Genomic DNA, 24,830 nt, shown 5'->3' with positions numbered 1-24,830 from the left:
AACGTAGTATCTGGGTAAAAAAACGGTTCCACGCTTTTCCCGGAGTTCATGAAGCTGCTGACTCGATGAAACGGTGTAAAGAGCTTTCAGTCATCGGAAGATTCGGTCTTTATGCCCATACAAAAAGAGAAACCGGCCAAGCCGGGAACAGGAAAACAATTGGGGAGGAAACCGCTAATGAAATTGCGTTTCGAAGGAGATTTGACAGGTCTCCAGCCGGGTCTTCAGGTATTGCTGCAGGAGCTTTCCGTCACGGAAGCGGAAGACGGGTTGAAAGTTGCCGTCGGGCCGTCTTCCGGCGATTTGGAAGTGGGCCTGGAGCCGGGATCGGCTTACATCCGTTACGGACAAAAGCATCAGTTTTACCGCGCGCTCGGTCTTCTTGTACAGCACGGAAGCGGCGGAGAGTCGTTCAGCATCCGGGAGAAGCAGCATCTGGACGTTGTCGGGCCTATGTTCGACTTGTCCCGCAACGGAGTACTGACGCTCGAAAGCTTTAAATTCATGATTCGCAAAATGGCGCTGATGGGCATGAATACGGTCATGCTGTATCTTGAGGATACGTATGAGATCGAAGGACAGCCTTATTTCGGATATATGCGCGGTCGCTACACGCAAGCGGAGCTGAAAGAGATCGACGATTACGCGGATCAATTCGGTATCGAAGCGTTCCCTAGCATCCAGACGCTTGCCCACCTGGAAGAGTTCCTGAAGTGGGAGCCCGTCAAGGAATATAAAGACACGAAGGGCGCCCTGCTTGTCGGCTACGACAAAACGGACGAGCTTGTCGAGAAGATGATCGAAGCGGCCAGCGCACCGTTCCGCAGCCGTAAAATCCACATCGGCATGGACGAAGCGGAAGAGCTGGGCCGCGGCAAATATTTGGACAAGAACGGATTTGCGAGCCGTTTTGACATTATGGTCACGCACCTGGATAAGGTGCTGGAAATAACGCGCCGCCGCGGGCTGAAAGCGATGATGTGGAGCGATATGTTCCTCAAGCTGGCTTCCGGCACGGGCAGCGAGCATTACAACAAAGACACGCAAATTCCGGCTGAGATGGCCGCCCGTATTCCCAAAGACGTCGACCTGGTGTATTGGGATTACGTGCATACCGAAGAAGCAGACTACGAAAGCCAGATTGCCCAGCACGCTCCGCTCGGCTGCAATCTCGTATACGCAGGCGGCGTTTGGGTGTTCAATACGTTCGGCGTGAACTACGGCTTGTCGCTGAAGGCGACCGATGCCGCGCTGCGCGTGAACAAGAAGCACGGCATCCGCGAAGCCTACGCGACCATGTGGGGCGACGACGGGATGGAGAGCAACCCGTACATCGCGCTGCTCGGCCTGCAGTTTTACGCGGAGCACGCGTATACGGAGGGCTCCCCGGACTGGGCCGTGCTCGCCGAGCGTGTGAAATTCTGCACCGGCCTTGAGGCGGACGCCTATCTCCAGATGAAGTACCTGGACGAAACGCCGGGTTCGGAGCCGGACAACCGCAAACAGAGTAACCCGTCGAAGTTCCTGCTGTACCAGGACGTGCTGCTCGGCTTGTTCGACAAGCAGATCGAAGGGCTGGAGATGTCCGCCCACTACGCGAAGGTGGAGCAGGACATCCGCAGCAGGCGCGACCCGGCCGCGGCGCTCGACTACATCTTCGACGTGCCGGAGAAGCTGGCCGGCGTGCTGAAGCGCAAGAGCGAAATTGGCATCGAGCTGAAGAGCGCTTATGATGCGGGCGATAAAAGCACGCTGAAGCGTATCGCGGAAGACGTGCTTCCGGAGATTGCGGAAGCGGTACGCGCCTTGCGGGCGGCCCACAGGAGCCAGTGGCTGAGCATGTTCAAGCCGTTCGGATGGGAAATCATCGACATCCGGTACGGCGGGGTGCTGAGCCGTCTGGATACGGCGTCCGTGCGGTTGCTGGACTACGCGGAAGGCCGGATCGGTCGGATCGAGGAGCTGGAGCAGGAGCGCCTGCTGTACAGCACGTCGAACCGGTTCACGAACAAAGGCGTCGGCTGGTGCAGCTTCTACTACCGGATGGCGTCGCCAAACGTCTTTTTCCACGTCATGAATCCGTTCTAAGCCAAGTCGGAATCTGGAATGGCCAAGATGTAAGGAAGTAACGGAAGACCCGTTCTCGTCAGGAGAGGGGTCTTCTTTTTTTTGCGGGAGACCGTGTTTGCGGCTTTTCTTAATGTCGCCTTATGTCAAATTTAATGGAACGGGCATTGCTTTGATTTGTGACTTTGTGGCAGTATTAAGAAAGTAGAATATTTTGGCAGGGAAAGCGGATTTTAAGCTTAAACATAGATAACGGTGATTTAATGAGATTCGGAATAAAGGAAGTGACGGCTTGAAGAAAGGAACCGTGATCATGCTCGGTGTCGTTCTGTGTCTGATTCTGTTCCTGACGGTCAACCGGAAAACAGAAGACGCTTCTCCGATGCCGGCCCCTTCCGGGGAACCGGCCGGGCAGAATGGAAAAATCATCAACGTGCAGAATGAACGGCAGGCGTTGTATGCTTTTATAAAGACCCGCATGACGGGTCCATTCGGCGTGTTTACGAACCTCAAAGAAACGGATGAAGCCAAGGAGACGGCTACGGGCCACGAAGTGCTCAGCGAATCCGCCTCGCTTCAAATGAGGGAAGACGCACGATCCAAGCGAAAAGAAGAATTCGCTCAGCACTGGGCGCTTGCCAGACAGACGTTTGACCTGAAGCAGGGCTTTAGCTACCGGTACAGCCCCAAACAGCAGAAGAAATACCCGCTCAACGCGGCGGTGGACGATCTGCGGGTGATCCGGGCTCTGGCCGAGGCGGCCAAAGCCTTCGACGAACCGGCTTACGCCAAGGAAGCGGAAAAATACGGCAAGCGGTTCTACGAAACGAACGTGAAGGACGGCAGGCTTTACGACTTTTACGATGAAACGTACGGGATCACGAACAAGTTCGTGACGCTTTGTTATATCGACCTGCGGACGCTCGGCATGCTGCCTGTGCCCGATGCTTCCAAGCAAGCGCTTTTGGATAATATGAAAAGCCTTATCGCAAAGGGATATTTGTCGGACGCGTTCCCTTTTTACGAGACACGGTTCGATTACGAGAAGAACGCCTACACCTCAGAGGGGATCAATATGGTGGAATCCCTGCTCACGGTGCTGCATTTGGCGGAAGCGGGTGAACCGGCTCCGGCCAGCATCCGTTACATCAAGGAACATGTCAAAGCGGGGACCTTGTACGGCCGCTATACGAAAGAAGGCACACCCGCCACTCAGGTGCAATCTACGGCAATCTACGCGATTACGGCGATGATCGGCTCGGAGATCGGCGATGCATCGCTCTATCAGGACAGCATTCAGAGAATGAACGCCTATCAGGTGAAAGACGAAGGCAGCCCGCTTAACGGAGGCTTCGGCGATGCCGCATCCGGCCAGGCGTATTCCTTCGATAATCTCATGGCCCTGTTGGCTTATACCTACTAACTTACACAAAGGAAGGTGATCCGGATGACGACGGAAAAATCCATCAAAGAGCGGCTCCGTCTAGGTTTTATGCTGGCGGGACGTTATATTTCCCCGGCTCTGCTGGCCGCTTTGGGTGTTCTGCTGATCACCGGCTTCGCCTTGTTTGTTCCTCCTTATATCGGAGTAGCCGATAACGGGGACTTTTTCCGCAGCATCTACAGTGAGGGCCTTTATTTCAATCTGCCGGATTACGACAGCCAGCGCTTCGGCTATTTCGTCAAGCAGTACGGCATTTACCAGTACTTTAACGAAAACGGCACGACCATAGTGTCATCCCAATCGCTCTTCATCAAAGCGGCGCTCCTGCTAAACCAGCTTCTGTTCAGCTCGGTTGTATTCGACATCCGCTTTCAGGCGCTGCTCTTTACGCTGCTGCTGACGGCTGCCGTGTATTTGCTGGTGGAAGCTCTGACCTGGAAAATAGCCAGGAAACACGGCTATCTCATCGCGCTCCTGGCCATTTTTATGTTCGGAGACACGGGGTACACCGCCTACTTCAGTTCCTTCTTCGGGGAAAGCATCGTGTACGTCATGATGCTGTTCGTCTTCGCGTCCTGGCTGCTTTTGTACCGCAAAAGATACAACGATTATGCGCTGCTGGCTCTGTTCGTAATAAGCACGCTTATCCTGACGACGTCCAAGCAGCAGAACGCCCCGGTCGGCATTATCGTCGCCTGCATGGCCGTGGTTCTCCTGTGGGTCCGCAAAGAGAAGCTCTTCCGGCTGCTTACGGCGGGCTCGCTGGTGCTGCTATTCGTATCGGGGGTGGCGACTTACGCCATGATTTCCAAGGAATTCGTGAACATCAACCAGTATCACGCCATGACTCGCGGGGTTCTGATGCAGTCCGCGAATCCCGAGGACACGCTGAAATCGTTTGAGATCGACAAGCAGTACGCGATCCTGAAAGGCAGCATTTTTTACGAACCTTACGCTACCGTGGACGTGAATTCACCCATGCTGGAAAAAGATTTTTACAGCCGCTACGGATTCGCTTCCATCCTGACGTACTATGTCACTCACCCGGACAAGCTGAGTTCCATGCTGAATGTCGCGGCCAAGGACGCTTTTACGATCCGGCCTAACGCGATGGGGAACTATGAAGCCTCCGCCGGAAAACCGTTCGGGACGCATGCGGGTTTCTTCTCCGGCTACAGTGTGATGAAGAAAGGATTGTCGCCGAAGACTTACGGATTCATCGTGATCTGGATTGTCGTGCTCGTGGGTCTGTACATGCCTTCGTTTCTCGCCGCTTTCCGCGCCCGCGATCCCCGTCTCGCCCAGCGCCTGATTCTGATCGTCACGATGATTTTTATCGGCTTGGCGGGGATTCTCGTCTCGATCATCGGGGCGGGGGACGCGGATCTCGCGAAGCACGAATTTCTGTTCACGGTCGCGTTCGATCTCGTCACCTTTATGGCGGTATCGGATATTTTAAGCCGCCGCCTGATGCGTAATCACGAGTACGCGGCGGATGAAGCGGATAAGATCCGCACCGGAACCGGGAAAGGTGGGAACGCGCTTGCGCAGCATCCAAGCCTATAAAATCAGCCTGCCGCTTCTGCTCCTGCTCGTTCTGCTGCTGATTCCGTGGCCTCACGCGTCCGCTGCCGGGTCCCAGCCCGTCAAGGTGCTGCTGCTCTACGACAGCCTGGCCAAAGGGACGCCGCGCGAGGGTAATGTGACGGTACTCCAGCAGCTGCTGGCCTCCTACCGTACGCAGGTTACCTTGTCGAGTATCGACCGGTACAAGCAGGGGACGATGCAGGCTTACGCCAATGTCATTACCGTCGTCAACGACGGGGATCTCCGGATAAGCAACCAGGCGTATCTCGACGATTTGTCCGCATATCCGGGAGCTTACCTTCATGTGGGGTATCAACTGCCGGCCCAAACGCGCGACAAGCTCTCCGCCGCAACGGAAAAAATCAGCCGCGACACCGCCGAGATCGCCGCGGACAAGCGGACGCAGGCGAACATCCCGGTCCGCGATATCGAGGTGCTGACGCAGACGGGCGGAAGCGCGTATGGCACGATTACGCTCAGCGGAAGCGGGCGCAAGGCGCCCTTTAGCGCCGAGGCGGGCGGAACGGCGTATGTCCCTTATTTTCAGAAAGGGAATTTGAGCGAGCTTGCCATGGCCTCCGTGTTGAAGAAGTGGCTAGGTATAGAGGAGGACGGCCATGCCTATGTGGTCCTCAAAGAAATATATCCCTTCTCCGATCTGGATCTGCTGGAGGAGACGGCGGACAGGCTGTACGGAGCGGGAATTCCCTTTACGATCAGCATCCGGCCCGTATTCGGCAACACCGACTTCCCGGCTATGCAGCGGTATGCGGAAGCGCTGAAATACGTGCAGACCCGCAACGGAAGCATTCTGATCAACGCTCCGGTCGTCCTGGACGGAGTGAGCCGGGAGGGCGGTACCCTGCGGGAGAAGATGAACGGGTTTATCTCCGTTCTGGCGAAGGACGGGGTGGCTCCGCTCGGCGTCGGCACGGAGATGTACTGGGCGTACGACAAGGAGTACGCGAAGTCGGGTCTCGGCTTCTTCGATTCCGCGGTTCTTTTCCCGGACGTAAAGACGCTGTACATCGATCCGTCCGATACGTCGAAACCTTTCGCGTCCGCTCCGTACAGTATGCCGATGAGCTTTCTCCGGCAGTTTGGCGCCGCGGACCGGTCGGTACCTGCCTTCCCGATGGATACCGCCGTCGTTTACGACTTTTTCGGGAGCAAAGAAGAGATGGAAGAGGCTGTCGGAACGCTGGGGTCCTCCGGGATCCCGTTCGCGGATTATAAATCCGGAAGCCATGAGGTGAAGGCGGGAGATACCGTAGTCGCTTCGTCCCGCGGGACCGTTACGATCAACGGCAATCCGGTCAATACGGAATACACACCCCAAAAAATCAGCGCCGATTATGAATACGAGAAGAAACAGCAGCAGAGCCTGGCAGGGGCATTCAGCGTTCAGAACCGCATTTTTATCATCATTATTATGGTGTCCCTGGTTGTCTTCGGAGGTTTGATCGTGGTCGGATATCGTCTGTACCGCAAAAAATATTTGAAATAAGGAGCTCTCCATGACTATCTCAGACTACCTGATGGTGATAGCGGTCTTGTGCATCTGGTCCCTTCTTCTTGTTAACGTTCTGCTCATTATCGCGGGCTACTTCTATTACGTGCAAACCGAGAGAGAGCCTATGCCGGACATTCCGGCGGGAGAAGAGCCTTTCGTCACGATCATGGTCCCCGCTCACAACGAGGGCAAAGTGATCAGCCAGACGGTGGAAGCGCTGCTGGCGTTCGATTACCCCCACGACCGGTATGAAATTATCGTGATCAACGACAATTCCTCGGACAACAGCGCGGAATTGCTGGCAGGCATCCAGGCGAGGAATCCCCGGCGCAATCTCATCATTATCAATACCGATTCCGTAACGGGAGGCAAGGGGAAATCCAACGCGCTCAACCTGGGATTCGCGCAGAGCAAGGGCGAGCTGATCGCCATTTACGACGCCGACAACACGCCGGAAAGAAAAGCGCTGCGGTACCTGGTGGCGGAAATCACGAACGACGCTTCCCTCGGGGCCGTCATCGGCAAGTTCCGCACCCGCAACCGGGACGTGAATCTGCTTACGCGCTTCATCAACATCGAGACGCTGTCGTTCCAGTGGATGGCGCAAGCTGGCAGGTGGAAGCTGTTCAAGCTGTGCACCATACCCGGCACCAACTTTATTATGCGGCGGCATATCGTGGAGAGCATCGGGGGCTGGGATGTGAAGGCGATCGCCGAGGATACCGAGATCAGCTTCCGGATCTACATGATGGGCTACCGGATCAAGTTCCAGCCGAAGGCCGTCACTTGGGAACAGGAGCCGCAGACCGTCAAGGTGTGGTTCAAACAGCGGACCCGCTGGGCCAAGGGCAACATTTACGTGATCGTGAAGAACTGCAAGCTGCTCTTTCACCCCGAAGCGAAGAGGATCCGGTTCGATATCCTCTACCTGCTGTCGATCTATTTCCTCCTGGTGACGGCGCTCGTGACCTCCGACGTTCTGCTTGTGCTCAATGCGCTGGGTTATGTACATACGACCATCGCAAGCTTCAGTACGTTTTTATGGCTGCTGGCGGTCACGCTCTTTGTAGTAGGCACTTATGTTACGTTAACTACCGAAAAAGGTGAGATGAACCTCTCCAATGTCTGGATCATCATGCTCATGTACGTATCCTATTGCCAGATGTGGATGGCGGTCGCCGCTTACGGCCTTTATAACTATTTCAAGGATCAACTTTTCGGCCGGGAAGTAAAATGGTATAAAACCGAACGCTATTAAGGCGCTTAGGAAGATTTCAACGAAAAATCGAGTACAGGAGAATTTCATGATGACTATGAAAAAATGGCTGCTGTTCATCTGCCTCTTATCGATATTCGCGGCCCAGTTCGGCCAGGGCGCCGCGGCTGCTCCCGCGAATGGGGAAGCGCGCACTTATCAGACTGCGTTCACCGAAAGCGAAGCATCCTTGTCGGGTGCCGTAAGCTCCAAGCAGAAATATTTTGAACTGATGGATTACTGGAATGTGGAGACTGTCAAAATCAATCTGGACTATCAGGCCACGCAGCTGGCTAAAGAACTGATATCCAGTGTCACTTTATCCGTAAACGGTCACGCGTTTCATTCCTTCCGCCCTGTGGCCGCCGATAACGGGCGCCAGCGGTTGTCGGTATCCGTGCCGAAAGAATGGCTCAAGAAGGGCAGCAACATGCTGGAGATAACCGGCTACATCCGTACGGTCGATAACGAGGTGTGCGCGCCGGACGATGCGCCCGATCACTGGCTCAGTCTGTTTACGACATCGAGCATCGATGTGGCCTACACGAACGCCGAGTTGAAAGCGGCCATCAACGATTTCAGTCACCGTTTCGCGGGACTGGATACGGTCGGCGCCGGACAGAGCGTCCTGACGGTACCGGATAACAGCGATCCCGTCGAGCTGGAGACGGCCGTATACGCGCTCTCCGGCTTCGCCAAGGCCAAGAAAAACGCGGACAAGGATATTCCGCTGCTGCCTTACCGGGCCGATGTGCTGGGGAACAAGCAGGCGGTTGTCCTCGTCGGGCTGTATGACCGGCTTCCGGAAGGAATCAAGGGGCTGCTGAGCAAGCAGGATTACAACACGAAGGCCGTCGTCCAACTGGTGAACAAGGACACGCAGCCGACGTTGGTCGTGACCTCCCAGAATCCGAAGCTGCTCGTTCAGGCCGGCCGCTTCGTCGCCAATCCGTCCCTGATGGAGCAGATGGACAGCGACCTGAAGGTCGTCGAGGAGAGCACCGATGTGGCGACTCCTCCCGTTGCTTACAGCACCCAGGTGACGTTTACCGAGACGGGTGACGAAGTGAGAGGGCCGGGCCATCAGGAGAAGACTTATTTCGTATCTCTGCCGACGAATCGGTCCATCGCGGATGCCGGGCAGATCACGCTCGATTTCCGGTATGCCCAGAATCTCGACTTTAACCGTTCCCTGGTAACGGTCTCCATTAACGGAATTCCGATCGGCAGCAAAAAGCTGACGAAAGAAATGGCGAACGGAGACAAAGCGGTTTTCGCGATTCCGTCCAACGCGGCGGTATCCGGCAACTTCTCCGTGACGGCCGCTTTTGACCTGCAGATGGTCAGTGCCGCCTGTACGCAGAACGGCAATCAGACGCCATGGGCCTTCCTTACGAAGGATTCCATGATCAATTTCAAAACCAAGGACCGGACGGATATGCTGTTCAACAACTATCCGTATCCGTTCCTGCGTGACGGAGTGTACAACCGCGTAGCGGTCGTGCTTCCCGAGGCGAAGGATGACTACACGTACCGTTCCGTCTCGAATGTGTTTAACCTGCTGGGCCAATATGCCAGCGGCAACACGGGGGACGTCCGTTTTTACAAGGATACGGCAGGCTCGGACCAGCTGAAAGATTCCAACATTATCGCCATCGGCACGTTTATCGACAACAAGCTCATTCAGGAAAACAACAAGAATCTATACTTTAAGTACGATCCCAAGGGCGAAGGCATTCTGTCCAACGAAAAAATTAGCATAGAAACCGAGTACGGAAAGCGGCTGGGAACGCTCCAGCTTCTTGCCTCGCCTTTCCAGGCGGGCAACGGTTTTCTGGCCGTAACGGGAGCTCGTGCCGAAAACTATTACTTGGCTTCCAAGCTGATCGCTAACGAGAAGGCCAAGTGGAAAGTATACGGAGACGGCGTCATCACCGATAAGGACGGCAGTGTCAGCGCCTACCGCTTCAAGAAAGAAGCGGGCGAGGGAGACCAGTCCCTGGTGAAGGACGTGCTGCAGCGCGGCGACGTCCTCGGCTTCCTGGTCGCTTTCGTGCTGGTCGCCGCTCTTGCGGTTCTCTCGCTGATCCTGCTGATCCGCAAACACTTGAAGAAGAGAGGTGGCCGCGATGAAAGTTAATCGTAGTTCGCTTCTATCCGATATCGCTTTTCTGGCGCTGCTGGTGCTGTGCAACGTTTGCGTCGCTTTCACCGCCGGGGACCCGAACAGGTACGTGGAAAATCTGATTTTCCTCAATCTCGCTTTCTTCTTTGTGGTAGTCACTTACTTCACCACGGTTACAGCCGGGCTCATCCTGAACATCGTGTTCATTTTCGGGTACGGGACCTACATTCTGTATGAGACCGTAACCCGCGGAGAGACCATCGGCATATCGACTTACTTCTGGCTGATCATGACGCCGGTCCTGACGGTGGTTATCTGGCTCTTTACGACGGCGACAAGGCAGCTCCAGGCCGAGAATGACGATCTACAGAAGCAGAAGGCCCGGCTGGCGACGCTGGACGAGCGGACGGACCTCAAGAACAGCATCGCGTTCCGGAAGGATGCGAGTGTGTTCGCGGGGATCTCGACCCGGTATAACATTCCGCTGACGCTGCTCGTCATCAAGGTGAAATACTGGAACGAAATCCGCCCGCTCATCGGCGATGAGCAGCTTGCGGAAGCCATTATCGACGTCTCCAAAATCAGCCAGGCCAGCATCCGGACCAACGATGCCCTGTACTTGCTGGACAAGGAAGACGCCACATGGGGGCTGCTGCTGTTCACGGACCGTGACGGGGTCAAAGTCGTAATGGAACGGATCAAGCAGAGCCTGGAAGAGTTCAACACCCGGGATTTTGCCCAGAAATACAAGGTCGACCTCAGTTTGAAAATGGGCGCGGTCCAGTATCAGGCGGAAACGATCGACTCGCCGATCGACTTTATCGTCCAGGCGAAGAAACAGCTGGAGTATGACGTTTAGGGGATTGGTAATAAAAACACGGCACGCTGAACGACTCAGCGTGCCGTGTTTTTGTATAGAGGCCGGGCTTCGGGGAGAGATTGACTCTAATCGCCTGGAGCCTGGAGTGGGGAAGTATTTAACTCAAAGCATTTTCCCGAAGAGCATTCCTGCCTTCAAGCAGCAAGCTCCAGCCGGTCAGAACAACGGCGGCCACGACCATGATGCCGCCCACCCAGGTGGTATGGATCAAGCCCATCCGTTCGGTGACGATCCCGCCCAGGTAAGCGCCGATGGCGATCCCGGCATTGAACGCCGCGATATTGATCGCGGATGCGACATCAACTGCTGCGGGAACATAGCGTTTGGCGAGCGTCAGCACGAAGACTTGAAGCCCGGCCACGCTCATAAAGGCGAACAGCCCCATCAGAATGACGGTGATCAGTCCGGCTGCCTTGTACGGGGCCGTGAAAGCAAGCGCGAACAGGACAACCGCCTGCAGAAGGAACGTGACAAGCAGGGCAGGCAGAGGCTTGCGGTTCGCGGCTTTGCCGCCGATCACGTTGCCTACGGCAATGGCGACTCCGTAAACGAGGAGCAGCAGGGTGACGGTATTCTCCGCGAAGCCGGTGACGGTATGAAGCAGCGGAGACAGGAACGTGAACACGACGAAGGTGCCGCCGTAGCCCAGCGCCGTAATGACGAACATCAGGAGCAGCCTGCCGTTCGTCACGAGCTTCAGCTGATCGCGGAACGTGGTGCGGACTCCCTTCGGCAGTGTGGAAGGGATGAGCACGCTGTTCGCGATGAAGGCGACGACGCCCACAACGACGATGGCCGCAAAAGCGAGCCGCCATCCCCACTGCTGGCCGATGAAGGTGCCGATCGGCACGCCGGTGATGGTCGCCACGGTCAGCCCCGTGAACATGATGGAAATCGCGCTGGCGCGGCGGTGTTGGGGGACGAGATCGGCCGCAATCGTCGAGCCGATAGACATGAAAACCCCGTGGGCCAGCGAAGAGACAATGCGGGCGGCGAGCAGGACGCCTATGGTCGTCGCGCCGGCCGCCAGGCTGTTGCCGATGATGAAGACGACCATAATCCACAGGAGCAGCGTTTTCCGCGTCATCGTGGAGGTCAGGGAAGTCAGTATCGGGGCGCCGAGCGTGACTCCGAGCGCATACATGGAGACGGTAAGTCCCGCTGTCGTTAAGGAGGTCTGCAAGTCCTCCGCAATCAGAGGCAGCAGCCCTACGCTGATAAACTCGGTGGTGCCTATGGCAAATGCGCTAATGGCCAGGGCCAGTAGAGCGAGCGTGCTTTTATGTGAATCGGCAATCATGGTTCCCTCTCCTATCGGTTCAGAATTCCGGGTATAATTGGAAGTCTGTGATTTGAACGAACGGTATGGTGCATACCGGCCGGTGAATGCTATTATGGGGGATAGAGTCTTGCATGAAAAGAACGTACTTTTAAGTATCATAGGTACCTCGGAGTACCGTAGTATCTTTGGGGAAACCTATAAAGGGAGGTCCGTAACATGACGACAAAGAAGAAATACAATATACCGGTTGAAGCGACTTTGGAGATTATCGGGGGAAAATGGAAGTGTGTGATCCTTTGCCATCTGACGCACGGGAAAAAGCGAACCAGCGAGCTGAAGCGCCTTATGCCGGCGATTACGCAAAAAATGCTCACCCAGCAGCTGCGAGAGCTGGAGGAAGACGGAGTTATCAAAAGAACGATCCACCAGGAAATTCCGCCTCGCGTGGATTACGAGCTTAGCGAATACGGGTGGGGGCTGCAAAAAATCCTTGATTCTCTATGCGCGTGGGGCGAGAAACATATTATTAAAGTATACGGGGACAAGTCCGCCGTCCTGGAAGACAGCTTTTTAAACGAGAAAACCTTTGATAAGGAAGAAGAGTCGCCGGCAAGTTGACATAACATAGGAGGAAGTCTAAAATAGTTCTATGACTATCGAACAATTAACTGTGGAAGACGAGCGGCGGGTCAAGATTTTTAAGGCGTTGGCCGAAGTGAAGCGAATCGAAATGATCCGGTATCTTCATCGTCATGACCGCAGCAATACGTGCGGGGAAATTGGCGAGTCCGTAGGCATGGACAAATCGAACGTATCGTATCATCTGAAGATTTTGTACGAAGCCGGCCTCATAAAAGTGATCCGCAGCGGCCAGAATAAAACGAGCGAACTGCGGAGAGACGTGTTTCATCAGTTTTTGCCGGGTTTCTTGGACAGTTTATAAATTGTCGGGAAGCCTGTATTTTTTGGCCCAATAGTTTTAAAGTTTTAAAACTATCAAAATCGGGTAAAAAGCAGGTCACGCCCGATTTGGTGCAGCTAGTTTGTGCGATAGTCTTATTTTTTATTAACCATTGTTCAATAAAACTAATGAGAAATGAGTGAATTCATGTGCCGATGAATAAACAAATCGTACTCCGTTCGCGTCCCGAGGGGATGCCGACCGTTGATCATTTCGAATTCAGGGAAGTTCCCGTATCCGATCCTGCCGAGGGCCAGGTTGTCGTGCGTTCGCTGTACTTGTCCGTGGACCCGTATATGAGAGGCAGAATGAACGACTCCAAATCTTATGTGCCGCCTTACAAGCTGAACGAGCCGATTAGCGGCGGGATTGTCGGAGAGGTCGTATCGTCCCGTTCGGAGCAGTTCGAAACCGGGGACAAAGTGCTGGGGATGCTGGGCTGGCAGCTGTACAACACGGTAGACGCTTCCGCCGTCCGCAAAGTGGACGAAAACCTCGCCCCGCTGTCCGCTTATTTGAGCGTACTCGGACTAACGGGTATGACGGCCTACTTCGGTCTGCTGGATATCGGCAAGCCGAAAGAAGGCGAGACTGTCGTCGTGTCCGGCGCGGCCGGAGCCGTGGGCATGATGGTCGGGCAGATCGCGAAGCTGAAAGGAGCGCGCGTCGTCGGTATCGCGGGCTCGGACGAGAAAACCGCCTACCTGGAGAAGGAGCTCGGCTTCGATGCCGCGGTTAACTATAAAACGGCGGATAACCTGGATGAAGCGATCGCAAAAGCTTGTCCAGACGGAGTCGACGTTTACTACGACAACGTGGGCGGACGAATTTCGGATGCCGTGATGAAACAGCTGAACGACCATGCTCGCATCCCGCTTTGCGGCGCTATCTCCTCCTACAACAGCACGGACGGCGACCTGGGTCCCCGGATTCAGCCTCAACTGATCAAGACCCGCTCTCTGATCCAGGGCTTTGTTCTGAGCGATTACGCCGCCCGTTTTCATGAAGCCGGAGCTGATCTGGGCAAGTGGCTGTCGGAAGGCAAGCTGAAGTACGAAGAAACGATTGTGGAAGGCTTCGACAACGTTCCTAAAGCGTTCCTGGAACTTTTTAAAGGAACCAATCTGGGAAAAATGCTTGTAAAAGTAAGCGAGGCGGACGGAGAGTAACCGAGATCGGCGGCCGCGCAGCGAGATGGAAGCAGAGCTAACGAACATGTTGCATGAAATAAAGGTTAAGTGACGGATGGAGGGGGACTATGTGTCCTCCTTCTCTCGTTAGACGGAAATATAGAAAAGGAAGTGTTCAAGATGGCAGCATACGAGGAATTGGTCACACGACAGCGGACGTTTTTCCATACCGGACAATCCTGGGAGTCCACGACCTAGCTTGATCTACAGAAAGTACTTATGGTTCTCTAAATCCTAAAAAAGCCATACTTAAAAAAACTACTAGTAATCCTACAACCATAACAAAAACAATTAAGATTCCAGTGAATATTAAGAATCCTCTCTCACCTGTTAAAATTCCTATAAAACCTAAAACAATGCTAATAACCAAAGAACCTAGTGCTGAAAAAAATAATGATTTAATTATAACTAATTCACTGGAAGTAGGATTAGTTGAAATGGAGTAACTGATAATAAGCATCAATGTTCCTGCAATACTAAGAATGGTTGACAACACTCCGAAGATCCTCTTTTTAGAAGTCAATATGTCCCTCCTCATTAGACGGCTTGAAATTTTAAAATTATCAAAACCCACCTTTTTATTCCATTTTATATTAACACAAATTGAATAGGACTCTTTTAATTTTTTTGATTAATTTCCCGCCAAAACTAGACATTTTATATAGCCCTCCCCTATCACGGACAAGGGAACTTCGATACGTTTTCTCCTAACAAAAGTGTCCTAAAGCGCAAGGCGTAAACGGATAAAGGAAAAACCTCCAGTCCCGCAAGCTGCGGTTCCGGAGGTTTTGAGTTTTTGTGGGCTTACAGCCGCTCGTTAGGGAACGGATTGCTCGTTTTGGACGTGATGATTTCACGCTGTGAGCCGTCTTTCTTAACACGGCCGAGAGAAAAAACGATATCTGCGTAACGGTGCGTTTCGGAACTCTTTGTTTCATAAGTCATGAAATAGATCCAATCTCCGATAACATTTAGCTGAACAAGAGTGTTGTCTATCCGGAGCTTTTCCCCGCCGCCTTGCAGATCGGTCAGGTAGACTTTCCGGTTCAGGAAGCTCAGCGCCTTTTCCAGAACGAGATAGTCGGGCCCTACATAATAACGGCTTAAGGGCACGTTGTCCACGGCCACAGACTCCTCGCCGGTCTGTACGGACATTTTCAGCAGCTGGTTAGCGTCCTTATGGTAGTAGATAAAGCCGTTGGCCGCGCGCAGTTCATGGACGAATTCCTTGGTGTAGGTTTTGCGGTTTCGGCCGTTAAGGTCAATGGAATAAAGACCTCCGATGCTTCGCTTGTAATAAATGTGTCCTTGATAAGGGACGAAATCCATCACATCTTCATCTTTTTGCGAAAGCTCTTGTTTGCCGCTTCCGTCAAGCTTCATCTTGAAAAGAGGGCCTGAGCCGAAACCCGCCGTAACGTTATAGTAAATCCAGTCCCCGGTTACATAGACTTGTCCGGCTTTTTCTTTGCTGAGCTTCGTGCGTTCGCTGCCGTCGGGCCGAATCCGGTACACTTCTCCCGCGTCGGTCCGTTCTCCCTGAGTAAGAAGCCGATAGTATACCCAGCCCCCGGTCACTTGGATCTGAGCGGCGGGGTCGTCCGAAATTTTTACAGACTCGGACCCGTCTTCTTTCATCCGGTACAGCTTGCTTTCATCGCCCACATTCTGATAATACACCCACCCGTTCGATTGGGTGACGAATGCTTGATTCAGAATGTTCTGGACGTCGTTTCCTTCCCCTGGAGCAAACACGGAGGCAGGTGCCGGCGTATCGCCCAGGGTTACCGTATGTGTATCGGCATTCCAAGCGATCGCAATGCCGAGTGCCTCGGCAATGAAACGGACAGGCACCATGACCCGGCCGTTTTCTTGCTCCGCGGAGGACTCCAGCACGGCCTCGCGCCCGTCAATGTGCGCCAGAGTGCTCCCGACCGTCAGGTCGATAAGGGTGGCGCCTTTGCGCACGGTGGCGGTCTTCGTCGATTGGGACCACTCGACTTCCGTGCCAAACGCCTCTGACAGCGACCTCAGCGGGACGTAAGTCAAGCCGGACTCCGTTTGAATATAGGCGCGGGAATCCGGGAACAGTTCCGCGCCGTTGACGACGATCGACACATCCTGTCCCGGCGATGCCGATGCGGAGGAAACCCCTGTGAAGCAGTCGAACAGAGTAAGCCCGATCAGCGCGGGAACAAGGCGCAAGAGCCGTCCTGTTTTACTTTTGAAGCGTGAAGAATTACCGTTTTTGCTGTTCCTGGTATGTAAGCCTGAAGAGAAGAATACGTTCATTCTGGATGCAACCGACCTTTCCAAAGAAGATAGTTCTTATATCGGACGATGGGGGCGATTCTTGCAGACCTGTTCTCTAGGCCCGGATATACAGGGTAAACTCCTGGCCGTCTCTAACCGGCTCCTGAGCCATCGTATAGCCGTGCTTCACCACTTCTTCCGGTACGTTGCGGAAAGCGGCCGGGCAGTCTGCAATCACCTGCAGGAGCTGTCCTTTTTTCATATCGCGAAGGGTTTCCAGCGTATAAATAACGGGATATGGGCAGGATTCGCCTCTGATATCGAGTGTGTAATCAACGGACATGAGTCGTGTCCCCTTTCTTGAATCCGGTTCCGAACCGGTAGTTTTTCTGCCAATAAGCCGCCACGGCAAATCCGGCGGCCAGCAGCGCGAGCGTAGCGAACAGGGCGCCGTAAGGGCCCATCAGCGGGATGAGGTTAATCTTCGAGCCGCTCTTGGCGAGCAGGTTGAAGACGCCGAGATGATCCCAAGCGTAAGCGAGTGCGGTCGCTCCGATAATGTTGCCGATAAAGACCGGCAGAAAGACGACCTGGCCTTCCATCAGCCGGTACATCATGCCGGTTTCGCAGCCCCCCGCAAGCACGATGCCGAGGCCGAACAAAATTCCGCCGACCAGTGTGCTGGGTGCGGCGATTTTGGTGATGGGCTCCAGCCCGTACACGAGGATGATGATCAGCGTGGCCACGGAGCTTATCGCCATGCCTGCGGTAATGGCCTTGGTCATGGCGGCGCGGCCGCTGATCCAGAGATCCCGGAACGCCGAGGTGAAGCAGATCTGCCCGCGCTCGATCAGAATGCCGAAGGCTGCGCCGAAAATCGCGGCGGCGCCCAGCATGGTTTTGCCCGAGGCGAAGAAATAAACGATCAGCGCCGCGTAAGCGAGGGCAATCCCCGCCCCCACGTAGGGCTGTACGATCCGTTTCTTCACGGCTGAAGGAGAAGCGGCCGTATTGCCCTTGCTCAGCACGGGCTTGCCTTTCCACCAGGCCGTGTTCACGACCTTCACGCCGAGATAAGTGCCGATCGCGGTAGCCGCGATGAAGATCCAGGAGTGCAGCGAGAATTGCGGCACGCCCGTGAAGAAGGCGGCCAGGTTGCACCCCAGGGCCAGTCTTGCGCCGAATCCGGCGATAATCCCTCCGGCGAACCCCTGCACAAGCCGGCGTTTTTGCTTCGGAATGCGGATTTTAAAATTGTTGCTGAGCAGAATCATAACGAGGGCGCCGATAAACATCCCCCAGACGATCCATCCGTCGGTGCGGGTCAGCGTAGTGCCGTTCATGCCGACCAGTTTGAAATAAGCCCAGTCTGACACATCCACGCCGAAGAGCTGGAGAATGTGCCCGCCCAGACGGGTGAATTCCCCGGTTACCGCCCAGACGGTTTTCGTGATGCCGAAGTACAGAGCGCTTAACACGCCGGCCAAACCCATGGCGATATAAGGACTCCAGTAGTGAGTGAAAATTTTCTTGATGGTCCCCTGCATACTTCTTCTAGCCCCTAACTCTAAGTAGTCAATCTTATCCATTCTTCATTCTACTCCACCCATTCTACTACAACCTCCGAAACAATGGGGGAACCCGCTTTATAAAAAATTCCAGACAAAACAAAAAATCAGGGCAAAAGTTTCTTTTGCACCTGATCCGAATTGTGACTTTATCCGTTCCATGAGGGGAACCCGTTATAGGCTTCCGTTTTTAACGAAGTCAAGCAGCTTCACAAGCCATTCCGACTCCAGCTTCATCCGGTTATGGATATAGTCCTGAATGAGATGAACGCTCGGCGGCGTTTTGTTCTTGAAGGACTCCCACTCCTGATTCTGCTGCTCGCTTCGGTTCCTCATCTTGTCTATAACTTCCTCGATCAGAAAAATAAGCTTGTTCTTATCGGCATGCCGCAGAAAAAGGGTAGACGAATAGAGCGATTCGACTCCGGTGAAATTCCGGAAGCTCGCATAGATTTCCTGCTCCAGAAACTCGCGGCCTTTCGGTGTAATTCCGTAGGTCGTTTTTTCGGGGCGGTTGTCCTCACGGATAACTTCGCGTTTTTCGATATAGCCCTTTTTTAACAGGACGTCAAAATTGTAATAGAGGGTTCCGTCGTTGATCTTGTGAACGTCCTCTATGTTGTTCTTCTTGAACATTTTCTTTATATCGTAAGGGTGGTGATTGCCTTCGCATAAGATTCCCAGAATAAAAATCTGCAGTGACATCGGAAAGTCTCCCCTTTGAACCATCATGTTGAAAAACCGGGGGTCCATCGGACCCCCAAGCCTTCTTATTGTACACGAAGAGGGCTCAAGAAGCATCCGCCAGCGCTTTTTTCTTGAATCCGGGAGAAACGAACAGGTAGGCCAACTGTCCGACCACAAGCGACGCAATGGCCATACCGGCGAGACCGAGAAGATTTTCCCCGATCTTGCCTCCGCCGAAGAGCAGGCTGAAATCGGTTTGTACGGTGTAGTACATGATGGAGATGTGGCTTATCCATCTGAACAGAGCCGGCATCATATCCTGCGTCATGATGGCGCCGCTGCTGATGGTCTGGAACAGCATAAGCGTCAGGTTCGCGAAAATCGCGGCGTCTTTGAGCAGGTAGCAGAAAATAGACATAAATTCGATCGCCGCGAACAGCTCCAGCGCATGAACGAGCCACACCTGAAAGAAGACGCTGGCTTCGTAACCGCCTTGAACCAGGAAGTAAATCGTCAGGCCGATCAGCGGAGAGAAGAAGGCGACAAGCGCGTTTACTCCCTGTGCGTACCAGAAAGCTTTGGCGCGGCCGAGGATAGGGGTATAGGCCCGGGTTGCGCCCGTAACCATCATGGAGAAAACCATGGCTCCCACATAGCTGACCATCGACAGGAAGAAAGGCGCCATCTGGTTATGCATCCCTGCAGGCACTTTATTGATATTGATCATGTTAGGCGCAAGCTTAGTCGGGATTTCAGCCGCGAGCTGCTTGGCCTGCTCTTCCGGCATGTTCAGTTTTTGCAAAATGCCCTGGGTGTTTTGTACGGCGAACTGCTGGTTCAGACTGCCGGTAATTTGCGTAACGACCGACTGCATCGTACTGGTAACCGTCGCCGGGTTAGACTGGTTGATCATAAAATCCATCGGAGCTTTCTCGTTCTGTTGGGAAAGCTTCTCCGTAAAGTTCGCGGGGATATGGATGACCATATGCACGTCGCGGTCGTTCAGCTCTTCCCGGGCCTGCTCCAAAGAAGCGCCCGTAGTAATGTGGAAGGGCAGCTCTTTCTGCAAGCTGGCGGCGATTTCCTTGCCGGCCTGCGTATCTTCGTTGACGATCGCGATCTTAAGCTCGTCGATATTCTTGGGAATCGCGCTGTATCCGGACATAAAAATGGCGATAAACGCGACCTGGTAAAACAGGATCATCGTTAACCCGCCGATCACGGCTTTGCTTTTCATAAAATTTAAAAATCCGTTCACGTGCTCTCACTCCTAGAGAAATTATATTCTAATCAAAGTACTCTAATTAGAGTAATTTATTTTTGTAATTCTACGCTTGGCAGTCCGGCTTGTCAAATGAATAAATGATGAACGGATTCTAATCGTGAAACTAAGTCAGAAGACTCAAAATTTATGAAAAATTTATCAAAGAAAGTCGAAAACCCCATGTTTTAAAACCTCGATTTCAGGTTTAATAGGAGTTAAGACCTAAATACTACATAAAAATGAGGAATCTTATGAAGTTCAAACAAAAGCTTGCGCTCAGCTTTGCAGCGGTATTGCTGCTGACCTTCGTAGTTGGGGCCATTGGTTTATACCAACTTACTTCGGTGAACAAGGTTTATCAGAGTCTCATTAACGACCGGGTAGAGAAAATTCTGATTATCAAGGACTTGGGAACAACCGCGGCCGAAGAAACCAAAAACGTGCGGGGCTACCTTCTGACGGGCAATGATGAACATTTTAAAAGTTACGAGCAGGACAGACAGACATTTAAAGCGGATTTGAGCAAGCTGCAGGCTAACATACATCAGGACAAGTCGAAAGAACTGGCCGCTCGTTTAAGCAGTCTGGAAGAACAGTATGCGGGCATCGTGGCCGAAATAGCGGCATACAAAAAGGTGGAAGATATCAAGAACTACACCCGGCTGGTAGAAGAAAAGTGCGTGCCCATGGCCCGCCAACTGGCGGATACGGCCGCGGAGCTGGAAGAATTTCAGCAGTCGCAGCTGAACCAGTCCGTGCAGGAGACTTCACAGAAGGTAAGTGACATCAAGACGCTTCTACGGGCCACGCTTCTTGCGGCGCTTGTCGCGGGCGTCGTGCTCGCTTATCTGATCACCCGGATGATCGCACGCCCTGTAACGCTAGTGGCCCAAGCGGCCAAGCGGATCGCGGAAGGCGATTTGACGGGCGACGATGTGCGGCTCAAGCAGAAGGACGAAATCGGTCAAATGGCGGGGGCTTTTAATGAGATGAAAGCGAACCTGAGGGCGCTGCTCGCCAAAATCAACCGGAACGCCGTTGAAGTGGCTGCCGCTTCCAAGGAGTTGTCGGACGGCTCCGAACAGGCGGTCACGGGCGCGCAGCAGGTGGCCGAATCGATGCAGGATATTTCCGGGACGGCCGACCGGCAGGTGAACCAGCTGCGTGAAAACAAACAGGCGATCGAAGAAAGCGCTCAGAGTATCCAGCGCATTGCCGAGTCGGCTTCGATCACGGTGGAGTCATCGGAACAGGCGGCGCTTCAGGCGGAAGAGGGAAGAAAGCTTCTCGGGGAAACCGTCGTCCAGATGAAACAGATCCGGACCACGATAGAAGAATCCGCCGCGGTTATTCATGACCTGGGCGAACAGTCCAGAAACATTGAGAAGATCACGGCCTTCATCAAAGATATCGCCCAGCAGACGAATCTCTTGTCGCTTAATGCGAGTATCGAGGCCGCGAGGGCCGGAGAACACGGCAAAGGTTTCGCTGTCGTGGCGGGAGAAGTGAAGAAGCTGGCGGAGCAGACAGGGGAAGCTTCGGAGCAAATCGCGAAGGGGATTCAGCGGATGGTGCAGACGGTTGCCCAATCGGTAACCGCCATGAACAGGGGATCTGCCGAGGTGGAGGCCGGAACGCGTGTTATGAACCGCACGGGTGAAGCGTTCAACGGCATTTACCGGGCGATCGGGACCGTAACCGGACAGGTGCAGGAAGTCTCGGCCGCAACCGAAGAATTGTCGGCCGCTACGGAGCAGCTGCTTAAGGCGGAGGAACAGCTTGCCGGCTTGTCTGGGGATATTTCCGGCCATTCCCAGAGCGTAGCGGCTGTCTGTGAGGAGCAGCTCGCTTCCATGGAGGAGATTTCCGCGTCTTCCGACGCGCTCAGCCACATGGCGAAGGAGCTGCAGGACGAAATTCAGAAATTCAAATTCGAGGGCGATGAACCGGGGGCGGCAAGCCAGCCGAACGTTCATTACCGAGGACACGGGGAGCAGGCTGCAGCGGCTTCCTAAAGCGTTCCGGCCTGCCCGCAATAAGAACAGCCGTCAGCCTCGGAAGAAATCTCCGCGGCCGGCGGCTTTTTGGCGTACCGGCAGAAGCTAGGGAAGAGCGGCAGCCCATCGTTCACGGCATCAGCGTAAGATGTACCCGCCGTCCGGGAAAAGAGTGCTTCCGGTCGTGTAGCCGTTCGTCATCAAGTACACGACCGTGTGCGCCACTTCGTCCGCGTTTCCGGTTCGGCCGAGCAGGCACATGTCGTTGTACGCGTTGTACGACTCTTCCCGTTTCTCCCGAGAGGCGCCCTCCCAATTGAAATGGGTCACAATTGTGCCCGGTGAGACCACGTTGACGCGTACGGGAGCCAGCTCGACCGCAAGCGCTTTGCCGAGGCTTTCGATGGCTCCGTTGCAGGCGGCATAGGAAGCCCCGTCGCCAAGCGGCCGCTGGCTGAAAGCCCCTGACATCAGCACGACGGAGCCGCTGCGGGACAGATAAGGCAGCGCATATTTGACGGCGTTATACTGCGGCCAAAATTTTCCCTCGAAGCAGCTGTGCGCGGTCTCCGCGTCCGAGGTGATCGGTCCCCGTACATAAGAAGCGCCAGGGGTGAACAGATGATCGAAAGCTCCGACCCGTTCGAAGAACGATTGCAGCTCGTCTTCGTTCCGGTTGTTCAGCCGGAAGGTCCGCACACGCCCGGCCGGTTGAATAGCCTCATGCGACGACACGCCGCGCGCTGGAAGCTTGAGCGCTTCTTCGGCCTGTTTCAGCCTTTCCGCGGAACGTCCCGCGATAATCACTTCCGCTCCCTGTTCGGCAGCCTGACGGGCTGCCGCCAGCCCGATTCCGGAGCTTCCTCCGATAATCACGACACGCTGGTCTTTTAACGTTGACATCGCATCCATCTCCTCGTTTCGTAGTTAAAGCTGAGGGCAAACGCGCTTGATTTTCCGGGATTGTCCGTAGCGGATCGCCAGATCCAACCGGAACCGGATGTCCGGATCATGGATATCCGTCCGCAGCAGCTCCCGGATTCTCTCCAGCCGGTACAAGACGGAATTGCGGTGGATGAACAGCTCTTCGGCCACCTGTTTCGTGCTGCCCGACTTCAGGTAAGCTTCGAGCGTCGGCAGCAGCTCCGTCCCGGCTTCGCCGTCGTAATCCAGCAGCGGCTGTATGAGCTCTCCGTGAAGCTGTTCCAGGAGCGGGTGGCCGGCGACGTCCATGAGCAGATGCTCTACCAGCCTGTCATGGAAATGGAGCACTTCCGGCTGATCCGCCGCCTGCTCTCCGAAAGCCAGCGCCTGCCGGGCTTCCAGGCAGCTCGCGTGCAGGTCCGCGTATTGGCCGCGGACAGCGCCGATGCCGCACCGGACGATCATGGCGGCTGCGTCCGTCCCAACGATCCGGGAAGCTCTGGCCTCCAGCTCCGCCTTGTACTTGCGGGCGGTTTCCAGCTGCTTCCCGGTCTCCGGCCGGTCTGCCGCACAGATAAGGAGCAGGCGGTCGTTGATCTCGACGGCCAGCCGTCTATGCCCGCCGCTGTCGCGGTTCACTTCTTCGGCCAGGCGGGAGTGGAGGGTCTTAACCGTCTCGGGATCCGTATCCGCAGGACAGGAGGCCCGGAGCGCCATGACGTAAACGAAGCCGCCGTAAGGGATACCCAGATGCTTGGCCCTGTGCCGGAGCAGGTCTTCCTGGCGGGAAACCCCGCCAGAGAGAAGCTCCGCCGCAAAAAGCTCCTGCTCCCGCGACCGGTGAAGCTGCTGGGCCTGCCGGATCGTAAATTCGATGGCGAGAGCCATCACGGCATGATCCAGGCACATTTTTTCGAAATGGTCCCCGTCTTCCAACTTCCGCGTAAGCGAAAGCGTTCCGAATATCCGGTTCCCCGTAAAAACGGGACGGTTTTCCACACCGGCTGCCGCGTTATAGTCCGCTGTGCTGCTCTCCACTTCGCCTTCCCGGTTGAGAATGGCCACTTCACAGCGCAGCAGCTTCCCGATAAGAATCACGAGCTCCGAAAATTTGCGGTTCAGGACCATGCCGGTGAACTGCTGGTTCACTTCGTGGACTTCTTTAAGCAGATAAGCCTGCCGCTGCAAAATCTGGTCCATAATGGAGCGCGTCATGTCCATGAAAGGCACGTCCAGCGGAATATCGAACAGCGGAATGCCGTAGCGGTTGCTCAGCTCGATCGCTTCGGGATGCACTTCCTGCAAATACCGCTTCGTTTTGATGCCGACGGCAGAGCCTCCGACCCGGTGCATTTCATCGAGAAGCCTGCACAGCATGGACGGTTCGAACCGGAAGGAGTAGCCCGTGGTCAGGATAAGCTCATTGGGCCGCAGCCAGCCTGTGAGATCCGGCGTCTCCATGCAGTCTACATAAAAAATTTCGTTGGACAGCCCTTGTGCCCCCGCCAAAACCTCGGCTCCCCGGAAGAGCGGCATATCGAGCAAATTTTTAACCGTAAAAGACGTCGTCATCGACTCACCTCGCAGATAGATCATGGCTTGATCGTACCACAATCTTCCGGAATGCAGGCAAGAAGTCCGCCCTCTTGCGATTAACTATACCAGAGGCTTTTCACGCTTCGTATGGGCCGCAAACTAAAAAAAGTCCGGGGTGTTAGGGCGGCGGCACAAAGGAAAAAACGTTTTTTCGCTGCATGATGGCCTGTGAGGGTGTATGCGCCGGAAGCTCGCTGCTTGCTTCGCCATCCGGCGGCGATGCGGAATGGAAGGGAT

Annotated in this window: 20 protein-coding genes; 11 read left to right on the top strand and 9 right to left on the bottom strand. The window is 54.5% G+C overall.

What is annotated here, in order from left to right; genetic code table 11:
* The first annotated feature begins 177 nt into the window (after positions 1-177).
* From HMPREF1207_RS12440 to HMPREF1207_RS12410, 7 genes are all read left to right on the top strand, one after another.
* Entirely contained in the window at positions 178-2,088 is a 1,911-nt protein-coding gene (locus HMPREF1207_RS12440; protein WP_016423704.1) for a family 20 glycosylhydrolase, read from the top strand.
* A 271-nt stretch (positions 2,089-2,359) separates the two neighbouring features.
* A complete protein-coding gene (locus HMPREF1207_RS12435) occupies positions 2,360-3,490 on the top strand; it encodes a hypothetical protein (RefSeq protein ID WP_009675965.1) in 1,131 nt (376 codons plus the stop codon).
* A gap of 24 nt (positions 3,491-3,514) precedes the next feature.
* Positions 3,515-5,077, top strand: a complete 1,563-nt coding sequence (gene wsfD, locus HMPREF1207_RS12430) for a glycan biosynthesis hexose transferase WsfD (protein WP_009675781.1) — start codon at positions 3,515-3,517, stop codon at positions 5,075-5,077.
* Positions 5,055-6,605 (top strand): hypothetical protein, encoded by a 1,551-nt coding sequence (locus HMPREF1207_RS12425; RefSeq protein WP_009675853.1) that lies wholly within the window; start codon positions 5,055-5,057, stop codon positions 6,603-6,605. The genes wsfD and HMPREF1207_RS12425 overlap by 23 nt, the downstream gene beginning before the upstream one ends.
* 10 nt (positions 6,606-6,615) lie before the next feature.
* The gene (locus HMPREF1207_RS12420; protein ID WP_009675935.1) at positions 6,616-7,869 is read left to right on the top strand and encodes a glycosyltransferase family 2 protein; all 1,254 of its coding nucleotides are present in this window, start codon (positions 6,616-6,618) and stop codon (positions 7,867-7,869) included.
* A 46-nt stretch (positions 7,870-7,915) separates the two neighbouring features.
* Complete coding sequence (locus tag HMPREF1207_RS12415) at positions 7,916-10,006, top strand: cellulose biosynthesis cyclic di-GMP-binding regulatory protein BcsB (RefSeq protein WP_009676014.1); 2,091 nt, start codon at positions 7,916-7,918, stop codon at positions 10,004-10,006.
* Positions 9,996-10,850 (top strand): diguanylate cyclase domain-containing protein, encoded by an 855-nt coding sequence (locus HMPREF1207_RS12410; protein WP_009675814.1) that lies wholly within the window; start codon positions 9,996-9,998, stop codon positions 10,848-10,850. The genes HMPREF1207_RS12415 and HMPREF1207_RS12410 overlap by 11 nt, the downstream gene beginning before the upstream one ends.
* 118 nt (positions 10,851-10,968) lie before the next feature.
* Here the strand turns inward: HMPREF1207_RS12410 and HMPREF1207_RS12405 are convergent, their stop codons facing one another.
* Positions 10,969-12,171 carry an MFS transporter gene (locus tag HMPREF1207_RS12405; protein WP_009675933.1) on the bottom strand — a complete coding sequence of 401 codons (1,203 nt, stop codon included), beginning with the start codon at positions 12,169-12,171 and terminating at the stop codon, positions 10,969-10,971.
* A gap of 198 nt (positions 12,172-12,369) precedes the next feature.
* On the opposite strand from HMPREF1207_RS12405, the gene HMPREF1207_RS12400 reads away from it, so the two are divergent.
* The 3 genes from HMPREF1207_RS12400 (at position 12,370) to HMPREF1207_RS12390 (ending at position 14,283) form a co-directional block, all read left to right on the top strand.
* Positions 12,370-12,771, top strand: a complete 402-nt coding sequence (locus HMPREF1207_RS12400) for a winged helix-turn-helix transcriptional regulator (protein WP_009676002.1) — start codon at positions 12,370-12,372, stop codon at positions 12,769-12,771.
* A gap of 31 nt (positions 12,772-12,802) precedes the next feature.
* A complete protein-coding gene (locus tag HMPREF1207_RS12395) occupies positions 12,803-13,096 on the top strand; it encodes an ArsR/SmtB family transcription factor (protein WP_009675772.1) in 294 nt (97 codons plus the stop codon).
* A 167-nt stretch (positions 13,097-13,263) separates the two neighbouring features.
* Positions 13,264-14,283: an NADP-dependent oxidoreductase gene (locus tag HMPREF1207_RS12390; protein ID WP_009675974.1), complete on the top strand. Its 1,020-nt coding sequence runs from the start codon at positions 13,264-13,266 to the stop codon at positions 14,281-14,283.
* A gap of 238 nt (positions 14,284-14,521) precedes the next feature.
* Here HMPREF1207_RS12390 and HMPREF1207_RS28760 read toward each other — a convergent pair whose 3' ends face one another.
* The 6 genes from HMPREF1207_RS28760 to HMPREF1207_RS12365 all read right to left on the bottom strand — a co-directional run bounded on the left by HMPREF1207_RS28760 (position 14,522) and on the right by HMPREF1207_RS12365 (position 20,070).
* Entirely contained in the window at positions 14,522-14,827 is a 306-nt protein-coding gene (locus tag HMPREF1207_RS28760; protein WP_016423702.1) for a hypothetical protein, read from the bottom strand.
* Between the two features lie 281 nt (positions 14,828-15,108).
* Positions 15,109-16,509, bottom strand: a complete 1,401-nt coding sequence (locus tag HMPREF1207_RS12385; protein ID WP_009675930.1) for a DUF5050 domain-containing protein — start codon at positions 16,507-16,509, stop codon at positions 15,109-15,111.
* Between the two features lie 163 nt (positions 16,510-16,672).
* On the bottom strand, positions 16,673-16,900 hold the full coding sequence (yedF, locus tag HMPREF1207_RS12380; RefSeq protein ID WP_009675875.1) for a sulfurtransferase-like selenium metabolism protein YedF: 228 nt from the start codon (positions 16,898-16,900) through the stop codon (positions 16,673-16,675).
* Positions 16,890-18,104 (bottom strand): selenium metabolism membrane protein YedE/FdhT, encoded by a 1,215-nt coding sequence (gene yedE / locus HMPREF1207_RS12375; RefSeq protein WP_009675846.1) that lies wholly within the window; start codon positions 18,102-18,104, stop codon positions 16,890-16,892. The genes yedF and yedE overlap by 11 nt, the downstream gene beginning before the upstream one ends.
* 195 nt (positions 18,105-18,299) lie before the next feature.
* Entirely contained in the window at positions 18,300-18,830 is a 531-nt protein-coding gene (locus HMPREF1207_RS12370) for a PadR family transcriptional regulator (protein WP_009676037.1), read from the bottom strand.
* Between the two features lie 85 nt (positions 18,831-18,915).
* Positions 18,916-20,070 (bottom strand): YhgE/Pip domain-containing protein, encoded by a 1,155-nt coding sequence (locus HMPREF1207_RS12365; protein WP_009675938.1) that lies wholly within the window; start codon positions 20,068-20,070, stop codon positions 18,916-18,918.
* A gap of 257 nt (positions 20,071-20,327) precedes the next feature.
* Between HMPREF1207_RS12365 and HMPREF1207_RS12360 the strand changes: the two genes are divergently transcribed.
* Complete coding sequence (locus HMPREF1207_RS12360; RefSeq protein ID WP_009675913.1) at positions 20,328-22,091, top strand: methyl-accepting chemotaxis protein; 1,764 nt, start codon at positions 20,328-20,330, stop codon at positions 22,089-22,091.
* A gap of 120 nt (positions 22,092-22,211) precedes the next feature.
* Here HMPREF1207_RS12360 and HMPREF1207_RS12355 read toward each other — a convergent pair whose 3' ends face one another.
* Entirely contained in the window at positions 22,212-22,985 is a 774-nt protein-coding gene (locus tag HMPREF1207_RS12355) for an SDR family oxidoreductase (protein WP_170318704.1), read from the bottom strand.
* Between the two features lie 15 nt (positions 22,986-23,000).
* The gene (locus tag HMPREF1207_RS12350) at positions 23,001-24,569 is read right to left on the bottom strand and encodes a PucR family transcriptional regulator (RefSeq protein WP_009675984.1); all 1,569 of its coding nucleotides are present in this window, start codon (positions 24,567-24,569) and stop codon (positions 23,001-23,003) included.
* Positions 24,570-24,830 lie beyond the last annotated feature (261 nt).

Source organism: Paenibacillus sp. HGH0039 (assembly GCF_000411255.1).
GTDB lineage: Bacteria > Bacillota > Bacilli > Paenibacillales > NBRC-103111 > Paenibacillus_F.
The sequence above is the reverse complement of the archived record's forward strand: the minus strand, read 5'-3'. Positions and strand labels throughout refer to the sequence as shown.